This window comes from Pandoraea eparura, assembly GCF_902459725.1.
GTDB classification, from domain to species: Bacteria; Pseudomonadota; Gammaproteobacteria; order Burkholderiales; family Burkholderiaceae; genus Pandoraea; species Pandoraea eparura.
Window position 1 is genome coordinate 1 of sequence record NZ_CABPSH010000016.1, and the last position, 21,694, is coordinate 21,694.

The 21,694-nt window shown below is 62.2% G+C and carries 18 protein-coding genes and 1 pseudogene; 5 read left to right on the forward strand and 14 right to left on the reverse strand.

Features of this window, described 5'->3' with window-relative positions; translation table 11 throughout:
- A pseudogene (locus PEP31012_RS21580) lies at positions 1-1,789 on the forward strand (Tn3-like element IS1071 family transposase); the annotation flags it as partial.
- A 208-nt stretch (positions 1,790-1,997) separates the two neighbouring features.
- Here PEP31012_RS21580 and PEP31012_RS21585 read toward each other — a convergent pair.
- The 4 genes from PEP31012_RS21585 to PEP31012_RS21600 all read right to left on the reverse strand — a co-directional run bounded on the left by PEP31012_RS21585 (position 1,998) and on the right by PEP31012_RS21600 (position 8,518).
- Positions 1,998-3,113, reverse strand: coding sequence for a YbdK family carboxylate-amine ligase (locus PEP31012_RS21585; protein WP_150591319.1), 1,116 nt, complete (start codon positions 3,111-3,113; stop codon positions 1,998-2,000).
- 3 nt (positions 3,114-3,116) lie between these two features.
- On the reverse strand, positions 3,117-4,322 hold the full coding sequence (locus PEP31012_RS21590; RefSeq protein WP_150591388.1) for a cation:proton antiporter: 1,206 nt from the start codon (positions 4,320-4,322) through the stop codon (positions 3,117-3,119).
- A 408-nt stretch (positions 4,323-4,730) separates the two neighbouring features.
- Entirely contained in the window at positions 4,731-6,746 is a 2,016-nt protein-coding gene (gene mnmC, locus PEP31012_RS21595) for a bifunctional tRNA (5-methylaminomethyl-2-thiouridine)(34)-methyltransferase MnmC2/FAD-dependent 5-carboxymethylaminomethyl-2-thiouridine(34) oxidoreductase MnmC1 (protein WP_150591320.1), read from the reverse strand.
- On the reverse strand, positions 6,743-8,518 hold the full coding sequence (locus tag PEP31012_RS21600; RefSeq protein ID WP_425494985.1) for a ClcB-like voltage-gated chloride channel protein: 1,776 nt from the start codon (positions 8,516-8,518) through the stop codon (positions 6,743-6,745). The genes mnmC and PEP31012_RS21600 overlap by 4 nt, the downstream gene beginning before the upstream one ends.
- Positions 8,519-8,655: 137 nt before the next feature.
- Here PEP31012_RS21600 and PEP31012_RS21605 point away from each other — a divergent pair, with 137 nt between their 5' ends.
- Complete coding sequence (locus PEP31012_RS21605; protein ID WP_150591321.1) at positions 8,656-9,048, forward strand: hypothetical protein; 393 nt, start codon at positions 8,656-8,658, stop codon at positions 9,046-9,048.
- Entirely contained in the window at positions 9,049-9,504 is a 456-nt protein-coding gene (locus PEP31012_RS21610; protein ID WP_150591322.1) for a MarR family winged helix-turn-helix transcriptional regulator, read from the forward strand.
- An 81-nt stretch (positions 9,505-9,585) separates the two neighbouring features.
- On the opposite strand, the gene PEP31012_RS21615 is transcribed toward PEP31012_RS21610, so the two are convergent.
- Together PEP31012_RS21615 and PEP31012_RS21620 are read right to left on the reverse strand one after the other, a co-directional pair.
- Complete coding sequence (locus PEP31012_RS21615; protein ID WP_150591323.1) at positions 9,586-10,533, reverse strand: DedA family protein/thiosulfate sulfurtransferase GlpE; 948 nt, start codon at positions 10,531-10,533, stop codon at positions 9,586-9,588.
- A 157-nt stretch (positions 10,534-10,690) separates the two neighbouring features.
- Positions 10,691-12,256, reverse strand: coding sequence for a DHA2 family efflux MFS transporter permease subunit (locus PEP31012_RS21620; RefSeq protein ID WP_150591324.1), 1,566 nt, complete (start codon positions 12,254-12,256; stop codon positions 10,691-10,693).
- Between the two features lie 424 nt (positions 12,257-12,680).
- Between PEP31012_RS21620 and PEP31012_RS21625 the strand changes: the two genes are divergently transcribed.
- Entirely contained in the window at positions 12,681-13,475 is a 795-nt protein-coding gene (locus PEP31012_RS21625; RefSeq protein WP_150591325.1) for an MHYT domain-containing protein, read from the forward strand.
- A gap of 96 nt (positions 13,476-13,571) precedes the next feature.
- Here PEP31012_RS21625 and PEP31012_RS21630 read toward each other — a convergent pair whose 3' ends face one another.
- The 6 genes from PEP31012_RS21630 to PEP31012_RS21660 form a co-directional block, all read right to left on the reverse strand.
- Positions 13,572-13,787, reverse strand: a complete 216-nt coding sequence (locus PEP31012_RS21630) for a hypothetical protein (protein WP_150591326.1) — start codon at positions 13,785-13,787, stop codon at positions 13,572-13,574.
- A gap of 57 nt (positions 13,788-13,844) precedes the next feature.
- A complete protein-coding gene (gene thpR / locus PEP31012_RS21635; RefSeq protein WP_150591327.1) occupies positions 13,845-14,429 on the reverse strand; it encodes an RNA 2',3'-cyclic phosphodiesterase in 585 nt (194 codons plus the stop codon).
- A gap of 166 nt (positions 14,430-14,595) precedes the next feature.
- The gene (locus PEP31012_RS21640) at positions 14,596-14,979 is read right to left on the reverse strand and encodes a hypothetical protein (protein ID WP_150591328.1); all 384 of its coding nucleotides are present in this window, start codon (positions 14,977-14,979) and stop codon (positions 14,596-14,598) included.
- Between the two features lie 82 nt (positions 14,980-15,061).
- A complete protein-coding gene (locus tag PEP31012_RS21645; RefSeq protein WP_246171424.1) occupies positions 15,062-15,589 on the reverse strand; it encodes a YMGG-like glycine zipper-containing protein in 528 nt (175 codons plus the stop codon).
- 121 nt (positions 15,590-15,710) lie between these two features.
- Complete coding sequence (locus PEP31012_RS21650) at positions 15,711-16,067, reverse strand: hypothetical protein (RefSeq protein ID WP_150591330.1); 357 nt, start codon at positions 16,065-16,067, stop codon at positions 15,711-15,713.
- Positions 16,068-16,522: 455 nt separating this feature from the next.
- A complete protein-coding gene (locus PEP31012_RS21660) occupies positions 16,523-17,449 on the reverse strand; it encodes an ornithine cyclodeaminase family protein (RefSeq protein WP_150591331.1) in 927 nt (308 codons plus the stop codon).
- Between the two features lie 271 nt (positions 17,450-17,720).
- Here PEP31012_RS21660 and PEP31012_RS21665 point away from each other — a divergent pair, with 271 nt between their 5' ends.
- Positions 17,721-19,010: a D-amino acid dehydrogenase gene (locus tag PEP31012_RS21665; RefSeq protein WP_150591332.1), complete on the forward strand. Its 1,290-nt coding sequence runs from the start codon at positions 17,721-17,723 to the stop codon at positions 19,008-19,010.
- Positions 19,011-19,120: 110 nt separating this feature from the next.
- Here PEP31012_RS21665 and PEP31012_RS21670 read toward each other — a convergent pair whose 3' ends face one another.
- Complete coding sequence (locus tag PEP31012_RS21670; protein WP_150591333.1) at positions 19,121-20,011, reverse strand: LysR family transcriptional regulator; 891 nt, start codon at positions 20,009-20,011, stop codon at positions 19,121-19,123.
- 186 nt (positions 20,012-20,197) lie between these two features.
- Positions 20,198-21,646 carry a M81 family metallopeptidase gene (locus PEP31012_RS21675; protein WP_150591334.1) on the reverse strand — a complete coding sequence of 483 codons (1,449 nt, stop codon included), beginning with the start codon at positions 21,644-21,646 and terminating at the stop codon, positions 20,198-20,200.
- Positions 21,647-21,694 lie beyond the last annotated feature (48 nt).

The following is a 21,694-nucleotide window of genomic DNA, read 5'->3' on the forward strand; positions in this document are numbered from 1 at the left end:
CGTGCGGTCGTTGCTCGTCGCCATTGCAAAGCTGCCCTGGCAGGCCACCGGCGAGCATCCTGCCATCGAGTACCTTGCCAAGCTGCAAGCTTTATATCTCAAAGGATCCAGAAAGCTGCCAGTTGAAGTGGTGGCACCAAGTCTGGGAATGATCTGGCAGGTTTCGATCTCCAGCCCAGACCGGGAACGGGCGTTTCAGGCGTTGGAGGTGGCCACCCTGTTTGCCCTGCGCCGCGCGGTGCGCAATGGCTCGGTCTGGATTGAGCACAGCCTGAGCTTTCGGGGTCGTGCGCGCTTGTTCTTCACGGACGAGCGTTGGCAGGCAGAGTCCAAGAAACACTATGCCCGTCTATCGTTACCCAGCAAGGCTGCCACTTTCTTGAAGCCTTTGCTGGCCAGAGTAACTGCCGGTGTCGATGCGGTGGCCGCTGCAGCCCGCAGTGGCGTACTGCGCGTGGATGATGAACTCCATTTGTCGCCATTGCCCGCAGAGGACGAAGACCCAGAAGTGACCAAGCTGCGCGCGGCTTTGGATCACCGCATCGGTGAGGTTCAATTGCCGGAAGTGATTCTGGCCGTTGACGCCCAGGTGCGCTTTAGCTGGATCATGCTCGGACGTGAGCCGCGCTCTACCGACGAGCTGCTGATGGTCTATGCCGGCATCATGGCCCACGGCACCAGTCTGACTGCGGTCGAATGCGCGCGCATGATTCCGCAATTGTCTGCCACCAGCATTCGCCAGGCCATGCGCTGGGCGCGGGACGAACGGCGTCTGAGCCAGGCCTGCCAGGCTGTGCTGGAATTCATGCAGCGACACCCGATTGCCGCCACCTGGGGGCGGTCCGATTTGGCATCTTCTGACATGATGACCATGGAGACCACCAAACGGGTGTGGCAAGCCCGGCTTGATCCTCGGCGCAACACACCTTCCATTGGAATCTACTCCCATGTAAAAGACCGGTGGGGCATCTTCCATGCGCAGCCCTTTGTGCTCAATGAGCGCCAGGCGGGCGTGGCCATTGAAGGTGTCATCCGCCAAGAAAAGCTGGAGACCAGCCAGCTTGCTGTGGATACCCATGGCTACACCGACTTTGCCATGTCACATGCCCGTTTGCTTGGTTTTGATCTTTGCCCGCGGTTGAAGGAACTCAAACAGCGCCACCTCTTTGTGCCACGCGGCACCAAAGTGCCCGCAGAAATCGCTGCGGTGTGCGAAGCCAATGTCGACGTCGCTTTGATCGAAAAGCATTGGGATAGTCTGGTGCACCTGGCAGCCTCGGTCATGAGCGGACATGCCAGTGCGGTGGCAGCTCTTGCGCGGTTCGGTTCTGCCGCCCAGGGCGATCCAATCTATGAGGCTGGCGTGCAATTGGGGCGGTTGCTGCGTACGGCGTTTTTGGCTGACTACTTTGTCAAGGACGCTTTCAGGAACGAGTTGCGCCGGGTGCTCAATCGGGGCGAGGCTGTTAACGCCCTCAAGCGCGCCATTTATACCGGCCGGATCAGCCCGGCGCAGGCCAAACGTGTCGATGAAATGCAGGCTGTGGCCGATGCGTTGAGCCTGATGGCCAACATCGTGATGGCGTGGAATACCTCACAGATGCAGGCGGTCCTGGATCGCTGGTCGAACCGCCGCCAGGTCATTCCACCGGAACTGATCGGGAAGATTGCGCCCACCAGGCTGGAGAGCATCAACTTGCGGGGTGTGTTTCGCTTCCCGGTTGACCGCTATGCTGACCAAATCCTGCCTTCGCGGCCAAATGCATCGATAACTGGCACCAATGGATGAAACCGACCACGGTTTGACGCCACGAATCGCAGATTTGAAAGTGAACAGGAAAGTCAATGAAATCAACGATCTACCAACACCACCTCCGCGCCAGTGCTAGCTTTTCGTACCGTCACTTATTGCACTGAAAACGAGGAGACCCCGCATAACGATGGTCGTGTCGAGCAACCAACGGCGCCGATCTCGGGCCGTTGGCACAGGCCTCAGGTCATGCGGCCCATCGCAAACATTGCTGCCGAACCATCTCGTTGAGCGACTTGGCGTCCGCGTGAACATCGCGCAACCAGACGGCATCGTTCTTGCCGGAAGCGACAAGCTGGCGAATTTCGTGGCAGGCGGCTTCGGCCTCCAGCGCTGCGGCGTGCGGCTTGATGACGTCCAACGTCTGGGCGATATGTTGCCCCAATGTGGTGCGCTCACCTGTCTGAGGATTGACGTAAGCCCCCTCCAGACCGAAACGGCAGGCCTCGAAGCGGTTGAACGTGTAGACGAGGTAATCGTCCTCGCTCAGCGCAAACGGACGCTCCTCGAGCAGATAACGGGCCAGAGACTGGATGTAACAGGCGATAGCCGCCGCGCGACCGACCGATAGGGGGGTATCCATCACTCGTACTTCGATCGTCCCAAAACCCGGTTTGGGGCGAATATCCCAGTAGAAATCCTTCATGCTCTCGACGACTCCGGTTTTCACCATCTTGTCGAAGTACGTCTCGAAGTCTTCCCACTTGAGCACGAACGGCGCCCGTCCCGAGAGCGGGAAGGCGAATACCGAGTTCAGACGCGCAGAATGGAAGCCCGTGTCGACGCCCTGCACATACGGCGACGACGCGGACAGCGCAATGAAATGCGGGATATAGCGCGACATCGCGTGCAGCAGATACAACGCACTGTCCGGGTCCGGACAACCGATATGCACGTGCTGGCCGAAGACCGTGAATTGCTTGGCAAGGTAGCCGTACAGCTCGGACAGAAAATGAAAGCGCGGGGAATCGTAGATCGTGCGCTCGCTCCAGCGCTGGAAGGCGTGGGTGCCGCCGCCGCACAGGCCGACGTTGAGCTGCTCGCTCGCCGCCACCAACACGTCGCGAACCCGGGTCAGTTGCGTGACCGCATCGCTATGGCGGTGGCAGATGTCGGTCGACAGCTCGATCATGCTTTCCGTCATTTCCGGCTTGATCTCGCCGGGGTGTGTCTCCTTGGCCACGAGCCGCATCAGATCGGCGGCGGCCTTCGTCAGGTCGTAATCGTGGCGATTGACGATCTGCATCTCCAGCTCCACACCGAACGTGCATGGCTTCGAGGGAATGAATGCTTCTAATGACATGGCTTAATTTTTCCGTTCACCGACAAGGGCCAATGCCCAATAGACCACGAGCGGCGCGACCAGTTGCAGCACGACAATCGTGGACATCACCACAGCCTTGAGCATCGGATCGAACTGCGGGTAGATGTCATACGTGTCGGCAACGAGTACCAACGCGAGACTGGCCATCGGGCACAACGACAACCCGAGCGCAACGGCCTGCTTGTAACTGATCCCCGCCTGATGGGCGACGGCGACCGTGCCGACCACCTTGGCGATGCTGCGCACCACGATGATTGCCGCAGCGGCAAGACCGCCAATCACGACGTATTCCCACCGGAATGCCAGCGAGGTCAACACAAACAGCACCACCGCGAGCAGCCAGCCGGCCGTACCGAAGTACGCGGGCCAGAGCTGCGGGCGCTCATCCAAATTCCGGAAAATGATCCCGGCGAGCAGGAGCGTGAGTGAGTTGGGTAGCTTGAGCATATGCACCAACGCAACCATGAGCATGATCAAACCAATGAGAATCACGAAGGCGTGCTGGTCCTGGCTGCCGAACTTGCGGAAGATCAGATTGCAGGCTTTGGCCAGCACGAACGCCAGCACGATCGAGCCAATGAGCAGGTACAACGGATGAAACAGCACGACCCAGACGCTCGAGTGGTACGCCTGGTGCATCCATCCGTAGACAAGCTTTACCGCGACGACCGCATACACGCTGTTGAGCGCCGCCAGGGCCAGCAACCGTTCCGTCACCTGACCTTCGGCGCGCAGCTCGTTCTTGAGCTGGATCACGACGGCCGGCGAAGTTGCCATGCTGATGGAGGCGATCAGCACCGCGCTCAGCGGTGCCACGCCGAAAACCCACAACACGGCATAGACCGCGACAAACGTGAGCGAGGCTTCCAGGCCACTGGTAACGATGATCCAGGGGTTGGCCCGCATCCATTTCAGGTTCAGGCGGCTGCCCAGTTCGAACAGCAACAGGCCCAGCGCCAGATCGATCAGCAGCCGGATGGCCGCGCTGGTCTGCGCGTCCAGCATTGAGGAAAGACCCAGGGTGCCGCCAACCAGCCCGACCACGGCGTAACCGGTGATGCGCGGCAGGCGCAGTCTCCGGAAACAGATTTCCCCCGCCAGTCCGGCAAAAACCAATGCCAGCCCGGCGAAGAAAACGGGATCGGGCGTCGGCGGCCAGCCCGGAAAGAGGGACAGTTCCGACGTCATTAATGCTCGCTTTGCGCCGCTTGACGGCGCATCAAGTGGTGGAAAGGAAAGAAGGTCGTGCGCGGGGTTGCAGATTAAGAACAAATGCACGACGAACCCGAAGGGTTGGGCCCATTTTGCCACACTCGGTTTCCGACGCTTCCAAACGGGCGTCTCGATGGCAGAAGGATTGACTTGGCACAAACCGATTTCACCCCCCTGCCGAACGATGGGGGGAGCCCACTTTTGGAGGTATGAGCGTTCAGCCGGGAAGTCCGGGGGCAAGCCCCAAAGGGGCGCCGCCCCCGCATGGGGTGGGGTGACGATCGCTATAGGGTCAGATTCGATTTATTGAGTGCCCGTGTGCTTTCGGAGAACGACGGTGGGCAGGCGCGCGAAGCCGGCGTGCCCAGTGGAGCACGCGCCTCGTCAGCCTTTGCGCAGCCAGTGCATCAGGTATCGCGCCGGGTCGATGGCGTCGGCGAGGTCGCTGCCGATCGGCCACGGCTCGCCCTCGATCTGACTGGCGATCAGTTCCGCGCACAACGACGCGAACACCAGACCTCGGGAGCCGAACGCGAAACTCGCGTACAGGCCGTCCAGACGCGGCAGATCTCGCAGGTGGCCGCCGGCCAATCGTTGCCGATGCGCGTTGAGCGCAGCCATATCGGGCAGTTGCCCCGCCATCGGTAGACGGTCAGGCACCATCGAGCGAAACGCCGTGCGACCGCCCAGCTCGGCGGCGGCGTGCTCGCTCGCCAGGCCCGCATCGCCAAGCATGTCCGCATGGGCCGGCAGGAGCGCGGCCAGGCGGCGCAGGTTGGCCTGGTGATCGGTGGCACGCACGGCCTCGACCGGGTCGTCAAAGCCGTACGTCGCGCCGGTGATCGGCCCCGTGCCTCCCGGCGGTGACGGGGCAACGTAGCCATCGCCGCAGACCGGTATGCGCAGGTTGGTCAATGTGCCGGGCGGCAGGAACGTCAACTGTCCGCGTACCCGTTTGACGGGCAAGAATTCGGGGGCGAGGTACGGTGCGAGCAGCTTCTGGGAGAGATCCGCGGCCGTCACGATGACCGCATCGGCCTCGGCCAGCACCCGGCCCGTCTCATCGAGCGCCGCCCAGCGGCCATCATGGCCATCGCAGCGTTCGAGCCGTTCCACGCTCACGCCGTAGCGCGCATCCAGCAACGGCCCGGCGGCGACCAATTCGGCCCGGCACAACATCGCAGGCGCCAGCCAGCCGCCCTCCGGATACCAGATGCCGCCATGCGCGAGTGTTTCACCCGCAAGCGTAGACGCCTGTGCCACGTCGACCCATTTTGCATACGTCTGCGGGTAGGCGTGCGCGGCCAGGAGTTGCCGCAGGGCGCGCGCTTCGTTGTCGTCCATGGCGACCTGAAGCAATCCGTCCGTGTGCCCGGGCAGTCCGCCCGGCAGCGTTCGCCATTGCGAGAGCGCATACAGGAAACCCGCGCGCGTCAGCCGCGACAGCACGTTGTCGTCGACGGAGAGCTGCGGGTGGAAGACACCCGCCGGGTTGCCGGACGCGGCTGTCCCCGGCGCCTGCGCACGTTCGAAGAGGCGCACACGCCAGCCGCGCGCGACAAGCCGGCGCACCATCGCCGCCCCCGCCATTCCGGCGCCGACGACGATTGCCTCGCGCGAGCATGGCGCGGGCATGGCAGCCGGATCGTAGCGCCGCATCCGGTATGGCGGCGCATAAACGCCCGCAAGCATGCCTTGCCCGCAGCCGTATCCGTCACGCTGCGTTACCTGGAAACCCGCGGCGATGAGATCGCGCTGCACCGGCTCGGTGGCGACGGGGGTTGCCAACGTCGCCCCGTCGCGCGCCAGGCGACCAAGGGTTTTGAAGACGGCGGGCGTCCACAGGTCGGGGTTTTTTGCGGGCGTGAAGCCGTCGAGATAGCACGCGTCCGCACCCGCGCGCAGCGCCGGCATCAGATCGAAGAAGTCGCCGAAACCGACACTCAGGATCACGCCGGACGCCGGCTCCAGCCGGTGCCAGCCCGCCACCGGGGGCGGCCAGACATCGCACAGCTTCTGCACCAGGGGCGCGAGTTCAGTCATGCCGGGCTGCACGAGCATCGGTTCGAGCATCTGCCTCAGGTCCTGGGCCCGGAACGGCGACTTTTCGACCGACACGAAGTGCAGCCGAGCAGGCCGTTGCGGATCGTCGCGCCAGGCGGCCCATGTTGCGAGGAAATTCAAGCCCAGGCCGAAGCCGGTCTCGACGATCACGAACGCGTCGCGACCTCGCCAGCGCGTGGGTAGATCGTTGCCGCCCAGAAAGACGTGCCGCGCGCGACCGAGCGCGTCGTTGGTGCTGTGATAGGCATCGTCGAAGGCTGCCGAATAGGGCGTGCCGTTCGCGCCGGTCGCCGGTTCGGCCGGCTTGACGGGACTGGCGCCTGCGCGGCGTTTCATTCGCCGCCCCGCTCTTCGGTGACGATCTCGATGAGGCCCGGCAGCGAGACCACGCCCAACCATTCCCCTGCCTCGTTCGCCACGGGCACCCAGTCGATGTGCAACTTGCCGACGGCGCGCAGCGCGCCGACCAGCGTCATCTCGCCGTCGAGCGCTTTGCACGGCACGATCACCTCCGTCCAGACAGCGGGTTCGCCGGTGGCCTGCCGACGCCACCAGCGCGCGGCGTCGAGCGTTCCCAGCAGACGGCCATCCTCGGCGCGAACCACGAGATTGCGATAGCCGGTGGCGATGAAGCGCTCGCCGATGGCTTCGGAGGTCATGGCGTCGCTGATGAGCGCGTCGTTGTCCGTTGCCAGCGACGACAGGCGCATCTCGCTGCCCTCGCCGGTCATCGACAGCCACCGGCCCGCCGCCTGGTTGCGTCGTAGCGATTTGGCGTAGACGGAATCCGCGCGTAACGTGTGCGCCGTGATGTACGCCGTCACGCACGCCAGCATCAGCGGCAGCACGACCTGATAACTCAGCGTCATCTCGAAAATCATCAGAATCGACATCAGCGGCGCATAGGTCGTTGCCGCAAGGAACGCCCCCATGCCGACCACGGCGTAGCTGCTCGCCACCGAGGCGGCGGCCGGTGCGAGCGCATTCATCGCAATGCCATAAAGGCTGCCGAGGGCTGCCCCGACGAACAGCGTCGGCGTGAACACGCCACCCACGGCGCCGGAGCCTGCCGAGGATGCGGTCGCCAGCACCTTGAACACCAGCACCATCGCGAGCGCTTGCCATGCCCAGTGCGTGTGCAGGATCGAGTTGACCACGCTGTAGCCGTTGCCCCAGACGTGCGGCACTTTCAGCGACAGGATGCCCACGATGAACCCGCCAAGCGTCATGCGCAGGAACAGGGGGGCGGGCAACACACTGAAGCGATGTTTGGCGGTGTCGAGCAGGCGCAGGAACAGGGGCGCGAGCACGCCGGCGAGAATGCCGAGGCCCACGTAGAAAAAGACTTCCCAGCCGGAAACGAAATCGAAGCGCGGCATCCGGTAGACCGCTTCGTAGCCGAGGAACTGACGGATGACGATGTTGGCGATAACCGAGGCGACGACCAGCGGGCCGAGCGTTGCCGTTGAAATCGAGCCGTAGACGATTTCGGAGATGAACAGCGCGCCGGCGATCGGTGCGTTATACGCCGACGTGATACCGGCGGTCGCCCCGCACGCGACGAGCAGGCGCAAGCGCTCGGGCGGGAATGCCAGCATGCGCCCGACGAGCGACGCGAACATCGCGGCGAGTTGCACCATCGGCCCTTCCCGGCCGATCGACGCGCCCGAAGCCACCGAGCACAGCGACGACAAGCTCTTGACGAGCGTCTGGCGAAGGCTCAGCACGCCGGTGCCGATGGCAATGGCTTCCATGTAGTCGTCGGAGCCCTTCTTGGGCACCCACAACGTGGCGAATTGCAGGATCAGCCCGGCGATCAGGCCGCCAGTGGTCGGCAGCAGCAGGCGCTGCCACCAGTTCAGGCCCTGCGCCAGCTCGACCATGCCGCTGCGGTGTCCGGCGAGGAGAAATTGCAGTCCCGAGAGCGCTTCGCGAAACGCCACGGTGGCCAACGCCCCCAGCAAACCGACGATGCCAGCCAGCAGCAACGTGATTTGCAGGGTGTTCGGGGCGAACTGACGCCGCACCCACACAACGACGGGCGATTTCGCCCAGGCAGACACTGCTGACACGGATAAAAGACAGTCGAGATCGGAATTGGGTCTCATGGTATCGAGCGACGCTCATTTTTGAAAGCGCGCCGCTGGACGGGGGAGTTACGCAACAAAAACTGAGTGATGCTCAGATAACATGATTTTTGGCGTCGTTGACGGTCGGTTCAACACATGAATCGAACGCCGGTCGCGTGGACATCGATTTTTTCGATGCCCTCATTCTCGCAGCAGCAGACGGCGGAGACGGCGCCCGACCCGGTGAGTTACTGAGCGCTACTCAGATAAACGTAAATTTTGAGGTCGCAATCGCATTGGAACGGATCGCCGTGATGGTTTCCCCAATGCAGTCGGCTACCGGCGGCGATGCCGATGGATGGCGACGCGTGACGCACCGTCCGCCCAGTGCCTTGCCCTCGAACGGCTCATCCCATCGTCGTCGCTTCATTCGCTGCGTCCGCGCGGGCACCCCTCCGCCGAAACGTCATGTGCCGCTCGTGAAGCCCTCCGTCATTGCGACTGGTCACATTCCACGCGGTGAAATAGAATGGCGCGCAATTGAATCGGAATTGAAAAGTCGTCCCTGAATGGCAGTGAACAAAAAGGCCGCACAAAAATCGCCCGTGCGTCTGGAAGATCAGTTGGGTTTCGCGTTGTACTCGGCATCGCTTGCCATGACAAAGGCCCATAAGCCGATGCTCGACAGACTGGGCCTGACGTATTCGCAATACCTGACGATGGTCGTGCTCTGGGAGCAGGACGACATCGCCGTCAATCAGCTTGGCGCGCGTCTCGGACTCGACTCCGGCACCCTCACGCCGTTGCTGAAACGACTGGAATCCATGGGGCTTTTGACGCGTCGGCGTGGCGAGGTGGATGAGCGTCAGGTGTTCATCGATCTCACGCCGCGAGGGGTGAATCTGCGTCGCGAGGCGCGTCAGGTGCCCGCACAGATCCAGGCGGTCACCGGTCAGTCAGATGCCGCACAAAAGACCTTGCGCACGCTGCTTCTGCAGCTCCGGGACACCCTCAGCGACGCTTGATCCAACGGTAAACGCGCGCTTCCCTGCGGGTAAGTGCGCGTCATTCAATGGTGCGCAATGGATTGCGAAATCGGCTGAAGATCAATGCGCCGGAGAGAGTATTTCCATGCCATCGATCTTGTCGACGGTGTAACCGGCATCACGCCAGGCGTCGAGCCCACCCAGCAGCGGACGAACTTCTGCGAAGCCCTGTTGACGCAGTTGCTGGGCCAGTCGCGCGGCCGTCACCTCGTTCGGACACGCGCAAAACACCACAATACGGCGATCGCGCGGCACGTCTCGCAATTTTTCCGCGATTTCGTTCGGGGCGACGGCGATGGCACCAGGAATCGTGAACGGATCGACCGCCCGCAGCGCCGCCGAGCGCACATCGATCACGACGGGCGTGACGTCGTCCTTCATCCAGCGCTCCAGTGTCTGAACGCCGATGCGCGCCATGCGCAGCGAGCGCAACAGACGGTAGCGGTTGAGCCACCGGTTGAGCAGATAGAGCGCGAAGACGAGCACGATCAGCCAAAGCACACCGCGGCCGAGCGTATCGAAGGTATCGAGGACGGCCACGATGTGCGAGGCGAAGCCCACGCCGAGCGCCACGGCGAGACCGGACCAGAGCACCGCGCCGATCGCGTCGTACATCAGGAATGTGCGCCACGACACCCCGAGCGCGCCGGCCATCGGCACCGACAGCGCCGAAAGTCCCGGCACGAAGCGGGCAAACATCAGCACGCGCACCCCGTGACGGCTCATCGCACCCTCCGTGCGGTTCACGCATGTATCGGGGGAAATCGACAGGCGGCACATCAGCCGCAGAATGTGGTGGCCGTAGCGGCGTCCCGCGAGAAACCACAGCGCATCGCCCAGCAGCGCCGAGAAGACCGCGAGGGCGACGATCAGCAGCGCCGGGAAGAGCGACGTCGACGCCGTGACGATGAGCGTGGGGTAAGCCGGCAACGGCAGCCCCAAAGCCTGTCCGAAGATGTTCAGAAAGACCAGCCAGAGCCCGTAGCGGGCGATCAGATCGAACAGCATGCGGGAGTCCCTGTCGGCAAATGTTCGCAATACCGCATGTTAACGTCCGGCAGTGACAGCCAGAAGCCGAGAAGCGGAGATGAAGTGTTGCTTTTCTGGAACGATCGCCGCCTTGGGTGGGTTGGGGCCGGTTCGCGTGTCGGGGAGGCGGCTGGCGTCAGTGCCCCACCGCCGCTTGGGCGCCCCGTTTGGGCCGGGTCAGCCAGACGAGCGCCGCCATGGCGAGGAACACGTATCCCGACAGATGGAAGATGTCGTTCGTGGCCAGCATGAAGGATTGGCGCGTGACGAGGTCGTTGAGCATGCCGAAGTCGGTACCGTTCGCGAGTCCCAGCCCCTGGCGCAACTGGTCCAGGTAGTGCGTCGTGTTGTCTGAGTAGGGCGTGATGTGTTCGACGAGCCGCGCGTGATGGTAGATCGCCCGGTCCTCCCACATCGTGGTGCTCACGGCGGTGCCGATGGCCCCCGAGAGCGTGCGGAAGAAGTTCGACAGGCCGGCGGCCGCCGCAAGGCGCTCATCGGACATGCTCGAGAGCGTGATGGTCGTCATCGGCACGAAGAAGCATGCAATGCCGATGCCCTGGACGAGCCGCGGTTCGATGACCTTCGCGAACGACAGATTCAACGCGAAGTACGAATTCCAGAACGACACCCCGGCGAACACGAAGAACGCGAACGAGGCCACCGCGCGCAGGTTCAACCGGTGCAGGTTCTGGCCGATGATCGGCGAGAGCAGCAACGCGAGCAGACCCACGGGGGCTGTCGCCAACCCGGCTTTGCCCGCCGTGTAGTCCATCACCGTTTGCAGCCACAGCGGGAAGATGACCACCGAGGCGAAGAACGTCATGAAGCCGAAGGCAATCACCACGACGCCCAACGCGAAGTTGCGATCCTTGAAGAGCGTGAGGTCGACGATGGGTTTGTCGGACGTCAGCTCCCAGACGATGAGAAACGACAGGCAGACCGCGGCGGCGAGCGCGAGCGTGACGATCAGGCTGCTGTTGAACCAGTCGTGGTCCTTGCCGAGGTCGAGCATCATCTGCAACGAGCCCACGCCGATGGCGAGCAGCGCCAGTCCAATGAGGTCGATGGGCAGCTGCTGGGTCTTCGTCTCATGCCCGCGCAGCAGGACGAAGCAGGATGCGGCCGAAAAGATCCCGACGGGCACATTGATATAGAAGATCCACGGCCAGGTGTAGTTGTCGGTGATCCATCCGCCCACGACAGGGCCGAAGATGGGCGCGACGATCACGGTCATGGCCCACAGCCCGAGCGCGAGGCCGCGCTTCTTCTCGGGGAAGCTGCGCAGCAGAATGGTTTGCGAGAGCGGCACCATCGGGCCGGACACCAGACCCTGCAGCAACCGGAAGAAGACAAGGGCCTCCATGTTGGGCGCCAGGCCGCACAGCATCGACGCCACCGTAAAGGCCGCGACCGACGACACGAAGAGCTTCGCCTCGCCAACGCGGCGGGCCAGCCATCCGGTGAGCGGCACCGCGATGGCCGCCGCCACGGCGTACGAGCTGATGACCCACGTGCCCTGACTGTTCGATACCCCCACGCTCCCCGCGATGGTGGGCACGGCAACATTGGCGATGGACGTGTCGAGCACCTCCATGAACGTGCCCAGTGCGAGACCTATCGTGAGGATCGCCAGTCGCGCACCGGTCAACGGCGCACCTTGCGGCGCAGCGGCGGCGTTTGCGGTGGCGGCATCTGCCATGTGAAGCGTCTCCCTGGATGGATGAGCGGGCCGCAGCGACCCGGGTCAATGTCATCCCCGGATGGTGCCAAAGAACGGCGATCGTGTGCGACGTGGGTTTGGAACAGTGGCTCTAAATCGTGAGGAGGTGCTTGGGGCACTCGATCAAACCGGACGAGGTTGCGCGAATCACGCGTCCCACAAGGGTTTCAGACGGCTCTGTGTCGCCATGCCTCGCCGACGTGCGGCAAATGATCTTCGTTTGGCGAACCCAAGACGCTTTTACCCCTTGACGTCGCCGTGCCGTCGAGATTGAATCGCCGCTGACGCCCGACGTGTTCGATGCCACGTCGCAGTCCCCTGGGCGTAGTCGTGCAGGCTCAAATACCGTTCGCTCGTCAGCGCTTGCGGCACCCCGGCGACAGCGAAATCACAGGATCCGCCCATGCAGCCAGGTAGCGTCGTTCCCCTTCAGTACAGTGAGTTCCTTGTTCTGCTCTCGTTCGTGATCTCGGCGCTGGGGGCCTATGTCGCGTTGGTGGCCGCGTCGCGCATTCGTGACGACGACGGTCGCATCAGCGTCGGTTACCTCGTGGTGTCGGCCCTGGCGTTGGGAGGCATTGGCATCTGGGGCATGCATTTCATCGGCATGGCCGCGCAGCGCATGCCGTTCCCCGTGTCGTATTCCCTGTGGCCGACGCTCGGCAGCCTGGTGCTGGCCGTGGTGGTCTCGGGCGCGGCGCTCTGGTACGTTGCGCGTGCGCCCTATCGCAATGCGGTGCGATGCGTGATCGGTGGCGTGGCGGGCGGACTGGGCGTGGCCGGCATGCACTACCTCGGCATGAACGCCATGCGCACGCAGGCGTATTTCGAATGGAACATGACCATTGTCGCCCTGTCGGTGGTCATTGCCATCGTGGCGGCGAGTGTGGCGCTCTGGCTGGCGTTCCATCTCGAGACGAGTTTGCAGCGCACGCTGGCGGCGCTGGTGATGGCCGTGGCGGTTTGCGGAATGCACTACACGGGCATGCGCGCCGGCACGATCGTCTGTACGGCGTCCACCCGCGCGCAGATCAGCATGCGGTTGCATGGCGACATGCTGCCGTATGGCGTCTTCCTGATCGCATGCGTGGTCTTGCTGGCGATGGCGGTGTTGCTCTATCGCACGTCGCGTCGACGGCGCGAGCGCATGGCGGCGCGGCTCGATGCGCTCATGCGCCAGCACGCGGGGCCGGTCTGACACTACGGTTGCTCGCGGCTGAAATGCGAAACGCCGGCCCATCGAACGACGGGCCGGCGTTTATATCTCTGAGCGCCCTTCGGCGCAGCGCACGATTCAGTGCAGGATGGGGCTGCCTCCGACAGGCATGACGTCGCCCGTCTCGATCAGGTCGACGATGAAGAACGGTTCGGTGTTGAGCTGTTTCGACGCACCGGGCTGGCCGGAATACCAGCACACCATCGCCATGTCGCCAAGCACGCGGGTAACGATGCCCATGGCACCCTGTGGCACTGCGATGTGATTGGATTTGACGATCGATCCGACTTGCACTTGAGCCTCCTGCGAATGACGAAAAACCGATGCACCAACCGGTCGGCCGGCACATCGTCATCCGACTATACCGTATTGCGTTGCAGGCTTCGCCGATTTCTCGGGCGGCGTCGTGGAAAAGCCGTCGGACGTTCCGCCATGGTGTTCCGCGAGCACGCGATAGTGTGGGCCCCGCGGCGTGCGCACCGAGTGGACGAGGACGTACCCGTCGCAATGCCAGACGAGCGAACGGGGATGCGGGTCGGACGGTGCGCGGCGCGCATGACGCAGCAGCGTTACATGCGGGCGGAACGATTGCGTCACGACCGGGACACCGGTCGCACGCCATTGCGAGAGCAAGGCGTCGCGCGTGGCGATGAGGCTCTCGGGCACTGTGGGCGCACCGGCCCAGACGATCTTGCGATCGGCCCAGTAGCCCAGATGATCGAAAGTGAGCGTGAACGGCGTGAGCGGCGTGCGATGCATGAGCGCGAGCAGTACGGGCAGACGGGCGGGATCGACTTCGTCGAGAAAGGCCAGCGTCAGGTGCAGCGTTTGGGCGCGCAGCACACGTCCGCCGCATTCCGCGTGAGCTGAAACGGCCCACTCATGAAGCTGCGCGCGTACACCCGGCCCGGGCCACAGGGCAAGGAAGAGTCGCATGAGAACACCACAGGTTGAATCCTGCTGATGATTCTCATAGTAGACGCGCTATCCGGCGAATACCAGTTTGGCCGGGCGCTCCCGAGCGTCACCCGACGCGATGGCGAGGGGCGATCGCTGGCAAGCGCACGATGCGGTGGGCGCGGTGGGCGCGGTGGCCGTGGTGTCAGTTGGTCGAGATGGCGGGGGTGATGCCGCGACGGCCGCGGCGCGGCGTCTCCGCCGGTTTCTCTTGGGGTTTGGCCTGCACGGGCGGATGCATGATGGTGTTCCAGTTGTTCTGGATGGCGGTGTCGGCGGTGTCGTGAGCGATGGCGCGCGAGATGTCGGCGCTCGGATTGAAGACGCCCGATCCCGTGGCGCCATTGCCGCCGGCCGCTGTCGTTGCATTGCCCGGATTGGGAGCAGCGGGGGTGCCCTGTGCGTGAGCAAGTGTCGTCAGCATGAAGGTGGCACAGAGGGTGGCGAGGATGGCGGGCAGTTTTGTCCCGAGGGAGGGGTGCAGCAAGGGCGTGTTGAGCGTACGTTGGCCGGTGGAATCTTGGGTCATCAGGTGTCTCGGGCGAAGCGACGCAGTGTCGCCGACGCCGCATTTTGGGGCGACGTCGGTGGCACGTCATATTGTTGTGGAATCAGTAGCTGCCGGGCGGCGGCTTCCAGCCCGGGGGCGGTGGCGGCGGTGGGGCATAGCGCTGCACCGGCGGCACCGATTGGGTCGGCATCATCATGTCGCCGCGAACGGGGACACGATTGCCTGACGCATACATGCACTGAACGTAGGCCTGATCATAGCGGCTTTGCGTGACGTATGCAGACGATTGCGCATTGCCCATGCCGACGGCGCTGCCGGTGAGCAGGCCCGCGCCGGCGCCGATGGCGGCTCCCGAGCTTCCGCCGAAGGCTGCCCCGGCGGCCGCGCCGATGGCCGTGCCCAGGACCGCGCTGCCGATCGCGCTGTTGTTGGCGGCGGTGGCGGTATCGAGTCCGCCGTTTTGGCCGGAGGCGTATTGGCGGCAGTTGAAATCATCGCGACGGAACTGATCGAACGATTTGCCTGTGCCGGGCAGGGCCATGAGGCTCGGGCCGGTGGGAACCACGGCGCATCCCGCGAGCGTTGCGGCGGCAATGACGATGGCCAGCGGTGCGGTGAGACGGTGCATACGACGGGGGGGAGCGGTGGCGGGCGTGGCAGGCGCCGCCTGGGACGAGTGAGGCGCGGCAACCGACGGATGATGCGCTCGGGAGACGGATGATTCGAATGACATGGTGCGTCTCTCCCGATCAATTCGATGCCGGTTGCGCGGGCACTTCGCGCCATCCGGCAGGACACGTTTTCACGTAGGGATAGTAGGCCCCGGCCTTGTCGCAGTAGTACCAGGTGTCGCTGTTGGCGCCGGGCTGATCGCCTTGGGCGCCGGGTTGCGGTTGTTCGATGTATTGCTGAGGTTGGCTGGGCACGACGACAACGGGGGGGGCGTAATACGGCGCAGGTGGATAGTAGGGATAGCCGTAGGGGTAGTAGCCGGGGCCGACCCAGACACGAACACCACCGCCATGCCAGGCGAGCGCGCTGCTGCTGGCCATGGCGGCGGCCACGGCGACGACGCCAAAGCCGAGGACAACAGGAAGACGTTTCACGACACTGACCTCGAAATACGAACGCCGGACGCGGTGGATTCCGCCTCGCGTACGCGTGTCGTCAACGAGGGGAATGTGACCCGACGAGACGCAACGCTGCCCGGGAGTTGATGATTTCCAGTCTAGGCCCGTCGCCCCGACGGAGCAATTACGACGCCTGTGAGAAGTGTTTCAAAGCATTACGTTTTTTCTGGAAATGACGAGGAAGCCGGGGCTTCGCGGAGGGCGCTTCAGCAAGAAACGTGCCGCGAGTTCAACGCCGGGTTCGATTCGATCGCCTGAGTATCCAGCACCGGCACCGATCCGAATAGCCCGCTGGCTGCTTCGGGAACGCATAATTTCATCGTCTGTGCAGGTCGTTATTGCTAAGGACAGGATGGTTAGAAGGCTTGATGCCGGGCTCCAGGCTCGAGCATGGGGTGGAAACAACATCCGCCCGAGCCGTTGCCGTTGATTTAGCTCGCGCTTGCGGTATTGACACGCTGATACACGAGGGCAGAGAGCGCGACATCCACCAAGCCGATACCGACGGATTTGTAGACCGTGATTCCTTGAACGCCACCGCCGATGCTGTCAGCTTCTGCTACGACATCACCGAGCTCCCGAACCTGATCCCAATCGACAATGCCGGGCTTGGCCAACAGCAGGTCTCCCGCTTCCTTGCGCGCTTGCTCGCGATGCTCCACGATGATGCGACTCGCCCGTTCGAGAGTTACGTCATCAATCTCGCGGGTTTGCGGTTTGCTTGAGCCAATCGCTGCAACGAACACGTTAGCTTTGAGCAGTCGGCCGTCGAACAGCGGCTCCGACGCTCGCGTGCAGGTGACGATAACGTCTGCTTCAGACACGGCTTTGTCCGTATCACATGTCAAAAACTGTACGTCGGGATGTGCTGCGCTGAGTTCGGCAACGAGGGCGGCGGCATCACCTTTGCTGATGACGAAAACGCGGCGGAAAACAGCAAGGTCCAACAACGAGGCGAGGTGAGCTTTGGCTTGGACACCGGCGCCGAAGATGGTGAGCGTATGAGACGAAGGCGGCATTTGAGATTCGACTGCCACGCGCGTTGTCGCGGCAGTTCGGAACTCGGTTAGGGCATTGCCTTGGACTGTACCAAGGTAGCGGCCATCGGTACCATCGAAAAGTGTGACGACGAAATCGAACTTGCCGGCGATCGTGGAATAAATCTTGACACCACACATTTTAGACGTGGGAACGATTCCGCCCATGACGCTAAGCGTCACGTGATCGAGATACGTGCGGCTACGCGGTAGCGTGACGGCCTTGCCATGCGCCGTTGCTATGAATGCCTGACGCACAACTGCGCTGCTTTCGCGTACGGAAAGGGCTCGGCGTACCTGTTCGTCTGTGATCAGTTGCATGTCGTTATCTTCGGGGCCCAATGCACCCTCGACCTATAGTGGTTCAGAGGTGTCGATTGTTTCCCGTTCGTCGCGCCCCGTCTAATGGGTTTTTTTTGCCGCACATAACCTCTGGTTAACCTGTCGCACCCAATTAACTGTCGGTTATGTCTCCCATTGTTTTCTCATTTGCGGACGCGGGCATGCTTTCACATACTTGAAGGTGTACCGTGGACAACGGTTCGCGTCATGCTCCAGGGCGATATCTGGATACTTCTCGGACAAAGAAACAATGCATGTGTGCGTGCTCGGCGGCGGTGTCGTCGGAGTTACTACCGCCTACCTCTTGGCCTGTGATGGGCACAGCGTTACCGTCATCGAACAGCACTCTGAGGCGGGGGCTGAGACGAGCTACGCCAATGGCGGACAGCTTAGCTACAGCTATGTCGCACCGCTGGCGGGACCTTCTGTCATTTCGCACCTTCCGGGCTGGCTTCTGAGCAAGCAAGCGCCATTGCGCTTCAAGCCGAGCTTGGATCCCGCGCAATGGGCGTGGTGCATTGAGTTTCTGCGTAATTGCACGGCAAGCCGCAGCCAGCAGACCACCGTAGAGCTGCTTAGACTCGGCGCGTACAGCAAAGCGGTCATGCAGAATCTTATGCGGGAAGAGTCGCTCGACTTCGCATTCTCTCGGAGTGGAAAGCTTGTGGTGTATCGAGACCGGCAGGCGTTTGCGGGTGCCAAGCGTTTGATGGACTTTCAAGCGCAGTTTGGTACGCAGCAAATCGCCCTCGATGCAGCAGCGTGCGTTGACACTGAGCCAGCTTTGCATGCTGTGCGAAGCAGTCTTGTCGGCGGTATCTTCACCGCCTCAGAGGAGACGGGGGACTGCTACCAGTTTACGCAGGGGCTTGCCCGAGTTGCTGCACAGAAGTTCGGTGTTCAGTTTCTGTACGGCGTCGAGCTAAAGGGACTCCGACGTGAGGGGGAACAGATCGTCGCTGCGACAACCTCGCGAGGGGATGTGGTCGCCGACGCGTATGTCGTCGCGTTGGGAAATTCCAGTCCGAGTTTGCTGAAGCCGTTGGGGATTCGCTTGCCTATGTATCCGCTGAAGGGATACAGCCTGACCGTTCCCACCGGGAAACAACATGCCACACCGCACATCAGCGTGACGGATCTGCACCACAAGATCGTTTATGCCAAGCTGGGAGATTGCGTTCGAATTGCCGGCATGGTCGACATGACACCAGCGGGATCGCGGGAAGATGCCGCGCGCATCAGATTGTTGCAGTCCCAAGCACAGGCGACCATGCCCGAAGCGGGTGATTACAGTGCAACGCAAATTTGGACAGGAGCTCGCCCCACGACCCCTGACAGCAAGCCAATACTTGGCTCGACGGGATTCACCAACCTGTGGTTGAACACTGGGCAAGGTTCGTTGGGGTTCACCCTTGCGCCGGCGAGTGCCCAATTAGTTGTGGACGCGATTTCAGGTAGAAAGCCTGCTCTCGATCTTGAGCCATATGCGCTCAAGGACAGAAATGTTGGGAGGCGATATCCGTTGGACGCGGCGAACTGACTGCCCCTGTTTGTTGGCACGCGGTGCAAGCCTTTGCTGTGCGGATAAGGCAAGCGCCGCTTCACGCCAGTGTGCAACCGACTCTAGACGAGGGGCGTGAGAAGTACCCGCTACTCCTGCGAGGCTATGCTCAATCGTCGGGAGAGCAAATTAACGAGCACCTTCAGCGCCTGAGTGCCGGCGTCACTAGCCGGCGTCATGATGCAGACGCCGACCGAAAGTGGTGGCTCGATCAAGGTAAGTTGACTTTTCGCTCCACTGGATTGCGCGGTGTATTCGTCAATGATCGCAAATCCCACGTCGCTTTCGACGAGCGCGCGTGCCAAGTAATACGTCTTTACTTCCACTGACGCATTACGCTCAATATCGCCGTCGGCATTCAGGGCATCCTCGACGCGAGAGCCAAGTGGGTCTGCCGTATCGAGACGAATCCAGCGCGCAAGATCGAGCTCATTTAAATGGACCTTCGATCGGCCAATAGGCGGGATGTCTGGCCCGAAATAGACCGCTCGTGCTCGCCCCAGCTCCTTTACGAAAATGCCGGCAGGCGCCTTCGGTTCGAACGCGATGCCGATATCAATTTCTCGCGCTAAGAGCAATGCCGAGAGCACTTCATTATTCTCGGTCCGGATGTTGATTGAAACGTCAGGGCATTGTTTAACGAAGGACGCCACAACTTGGGGAATGAGACTCAGACCCAAACTCGGGATGCAGCCAATCCGGAGCAGTCCCCCAGGATGGGCGGCCAAGTTGCGGGACAACTGCCGAACGCGCTCCAAACTCGAATGAAGCTGCTTTGTCTCTTGGAATAGGAGTTCTGCTTCCGGTGTCGGCTTGAGGCCTCCCGGTAGTCGCTTAAAAAGGGCGATTCCGAGACTCTGCTCCGCCTGAGCGAGCATCTTGCTCGCAGCCGGTTGCGAAATATTTAGCAGCTCGGCAGCGCTCGATAGCGAGCCAGCCTGCATGACCGCGTGGAAAACTTCAATATGACGGAGCCGCATGCCAGAAGGTGGGTAATGAACTGAAACTACTTCGGCTGTGTTTGGCAACGAGAACGTCTGTAGACGCGGCCGATAGACGGCCCCGTCTCGGCTCAGTCTAACTCAGATGTGGATGCGGCAGAAGAGCGACTCACGCGATTGCCGTTATCAGCAGCTCGACACCGCGCGGCCGTCCAGAACGGCCGGTCAACTGTGCGAGATGGGCCACTTCGGCATCACCGCCTTGCAGTACGTTAGGGTCTCGTGCCTAGGAGTCGCTGATCCTGGAGCCCCAACGTACAGTATGCGCGTCGAAAGTTTCGAAAACGACGCGTAAAAGTGCTGAGCCGATTTAACTACAACAATTCGCTTATCAGCGAGATCACAACCGAGCTGAGCGAAGAGGTCGACGTTGATGGCCTGAGTGCGGTTCGAAATCAGGACGCATTCGATACCGTCTGCTTCTATCAGTGCTGCGTCACCGACCGGGAGCGGTTCTCCCGCCTGGCCAGTTTGCACGTGATTTCTCTGCAAGGCCTTCACTGTCCAAACCGCATCGACTGGGTCGCCCGACAGCGGGCTGATCTTGCCGCCTACCCGTAACGGGAGTCGCGCTCCGACGCCTGCTTCAAATGCAATTTGCACGGCGATGGGATCCCAGAGCGGTCCAAGCGCGACATCGCTGATTTTTCTTTCAATGAGCCGTCGCAGAATGAACGTGGAGTCCCCCGCCGCGCCGCTACCGGGGTTGTCCGATCGATCAGCGAAAATCGCTGGGCCGGCGCCTGGCGTGAGGGCGCTGTCAAGCGCCTCATCGACCGACAAGTAGTTGACCCGAAACTTGTCTCGCAACGATATCAGTTCCTTGGCGAGGCTTCGGGCCAAAGCCTGGGCGCTATTTTCATCACCATCCGAATAGACGAGCACCTTGGTGCCCATGGCAGGGACATCCCCAGTGGCGAACCCCTGGATGGCCGAGATAGACAGGATATTGTTGCGGCCCTCAAGGGCGGAGAGCTTATCGACGAACGCGCGTCCCGGATCACGGGAAGTGTGAATAGGAATAATCATGCCAGTGTCCACGACAGCGGGCACAGGGCGAAATTCGCCAGCAAACGTTCGCGCACAAAGGTCCACGAGCTCAAAGGCACGCTCCTTAATGTCCGTGTGAGGGTATTCCTTGTACGCAATCAGCAATGTTGCGCTTTCCACCATCGCTTCGCTGAGGTGCGCATGCGGGTCGAGCTCAGCACCGATGACAGCCTTCGGTCCAGCGATTTCGCGGATGCGAGTCAGAAGGTCTCCCTCGCAGTCGTCGTAGCCGTCTGCAACCATGGCGCCGTGAAGACCGAGAAGCACAACATCAACGGGCAACGAGGCGCGCAGGTCGGACAGAACTTGATCCCGAAGCGCTTCGTATGCGGCTCGGGTTGCCATTCCACCCGGCTGGGCGCCGGCAAATGTACCTTCGAGAACAGTCCAACCTTCCTCCTTTGCTCGCTCGCGCGCAAGGATCAGTGGTGCACCGTAGCGAGACATTTCACGCGGGTGCTGGCCGGCAGGATAGTAGCCGCCAGCACGGAAAGCATCGAGGCCTGTAGGCAATGGGGAGAACGTATTAGTCTCCGTTCCGATTCCGGCACAAAACACGCGCATCTCTGAACTCCCATCTCACATGCGGCGAGCGGTTGCTGCCACGTCCAT

Excerpts from the sequence above, each read along its gene's own strand:
- PEP31012_RS21585 (WP_150591319.1), bottom strand. The coding sequence starts at position 3,113 with ATGTCATTAGAAGCATTCATTCCCTCGAAGCCATGCACGTTCGGTGTG.
- PEP31012_RS21590 (WP_150591388.1), bottom strand. The coding sequence starts at position 4,322 with ATGACGTCGGAACTGTCCCTCTTTCCGGGCTGGCCGCCGACGCCCGAT.
- mnmC (WP_150591320.1), bottom strand. The coding sequence starts at position 6,746 with ATGAAACGCCGCGCAGGCGCCAGTCCCGTCAAGCCGGCCGAACCGGCG.
- PEP31012_RS21600 (WP_425494985.1), bottom strand. The coding sequence starts at position 8,518 with ATGAGACCCAATTCCGATCTCGACTGTCTTTTATCCGTGTCAGCAGTG.
- PEP31012_RS21610 (WP_150591322.1), top strand. The coding sequence starts at position 9,049 with ATGGCAGTGAACAAAAAGGCCGCACAAAAATCGCCCGTGCGTCTGGAA.
- PEP31012_RS21615 (WP_150591323.1), bottom strand. The coding sequence starts at position 10,533 with ATGCTGTTCGATCTGATCGCCCGCTACGGGCTCTGGCTGGTCTTTCTG.
- PEP31012_RS21620 (WP_150591324.1), bottom strand. The coding sequence starts at position 12,256 with ATGGCAGATGCCGCCACCGCAAACGCCGCCGCTGCGCCGCAAGGTGCG.
- PEP31012_RS21625 (WP_150591325.1), top strand. The coding sequence starts at position 12,681 with ATGCAGCCAGGTAGCGTCGTTCCCCTTCAGTACAGTGAGTTCCTTGTT.
- thpR (WP_150591327.1), bottom strand. The coding sequence starts at position 14,429 with ATGCGACTCTTCCTTGCCCTGTGGCCCGGGCCGGGTGTACGCGCGCAG.
- PEP31012_RS21640 (WP_150591328.1), bottom strand. The coding sequence starts at position 14,979 with ATGACCCAAGATTCCACCGGCCAACGTACGCTCAACACGCCCTTGCTG.
- PEP31012_RS21645 (WP_246171424.1), bottom strand. The coding sequence starts at position 15,589 with ATGCACCGTCTCACCGCACCGCTGGCCATCGTCATTGCCGCCGCAACG.
- PEP31012_RS21660 (WP_150591331.1), bottom strand. The coding sequence starts at position 17,449 with ATGCAACTGATCACAGACGAACAGGTACGCCGAGCCCTTTCCGTACGC.
- PEP31012_RS21665 (WP_150591332.1), top strand. The coding sequence starts at position 17,721 with ATGCATGTGTGCGTGCTCGGCGGCGGTGTCGTCGGAGTTACTACCGCC.
- PEP31012_RS21670 (WP_150591333.1), bottom strand. The coding sequence starts at position 20,011 with ATGCGGCTCCGTCATATTGAAGTTTTCCACGCGGTCATGCAGGCTGGC.
- PEP31012_RS21675 (WP_150591334.1), bottom strand. The coding sequence starts at position 21,646 with ATGCGCGTGTTTTGTGCCGGAATCGGAACGGAGACTAATACGTTCTCC.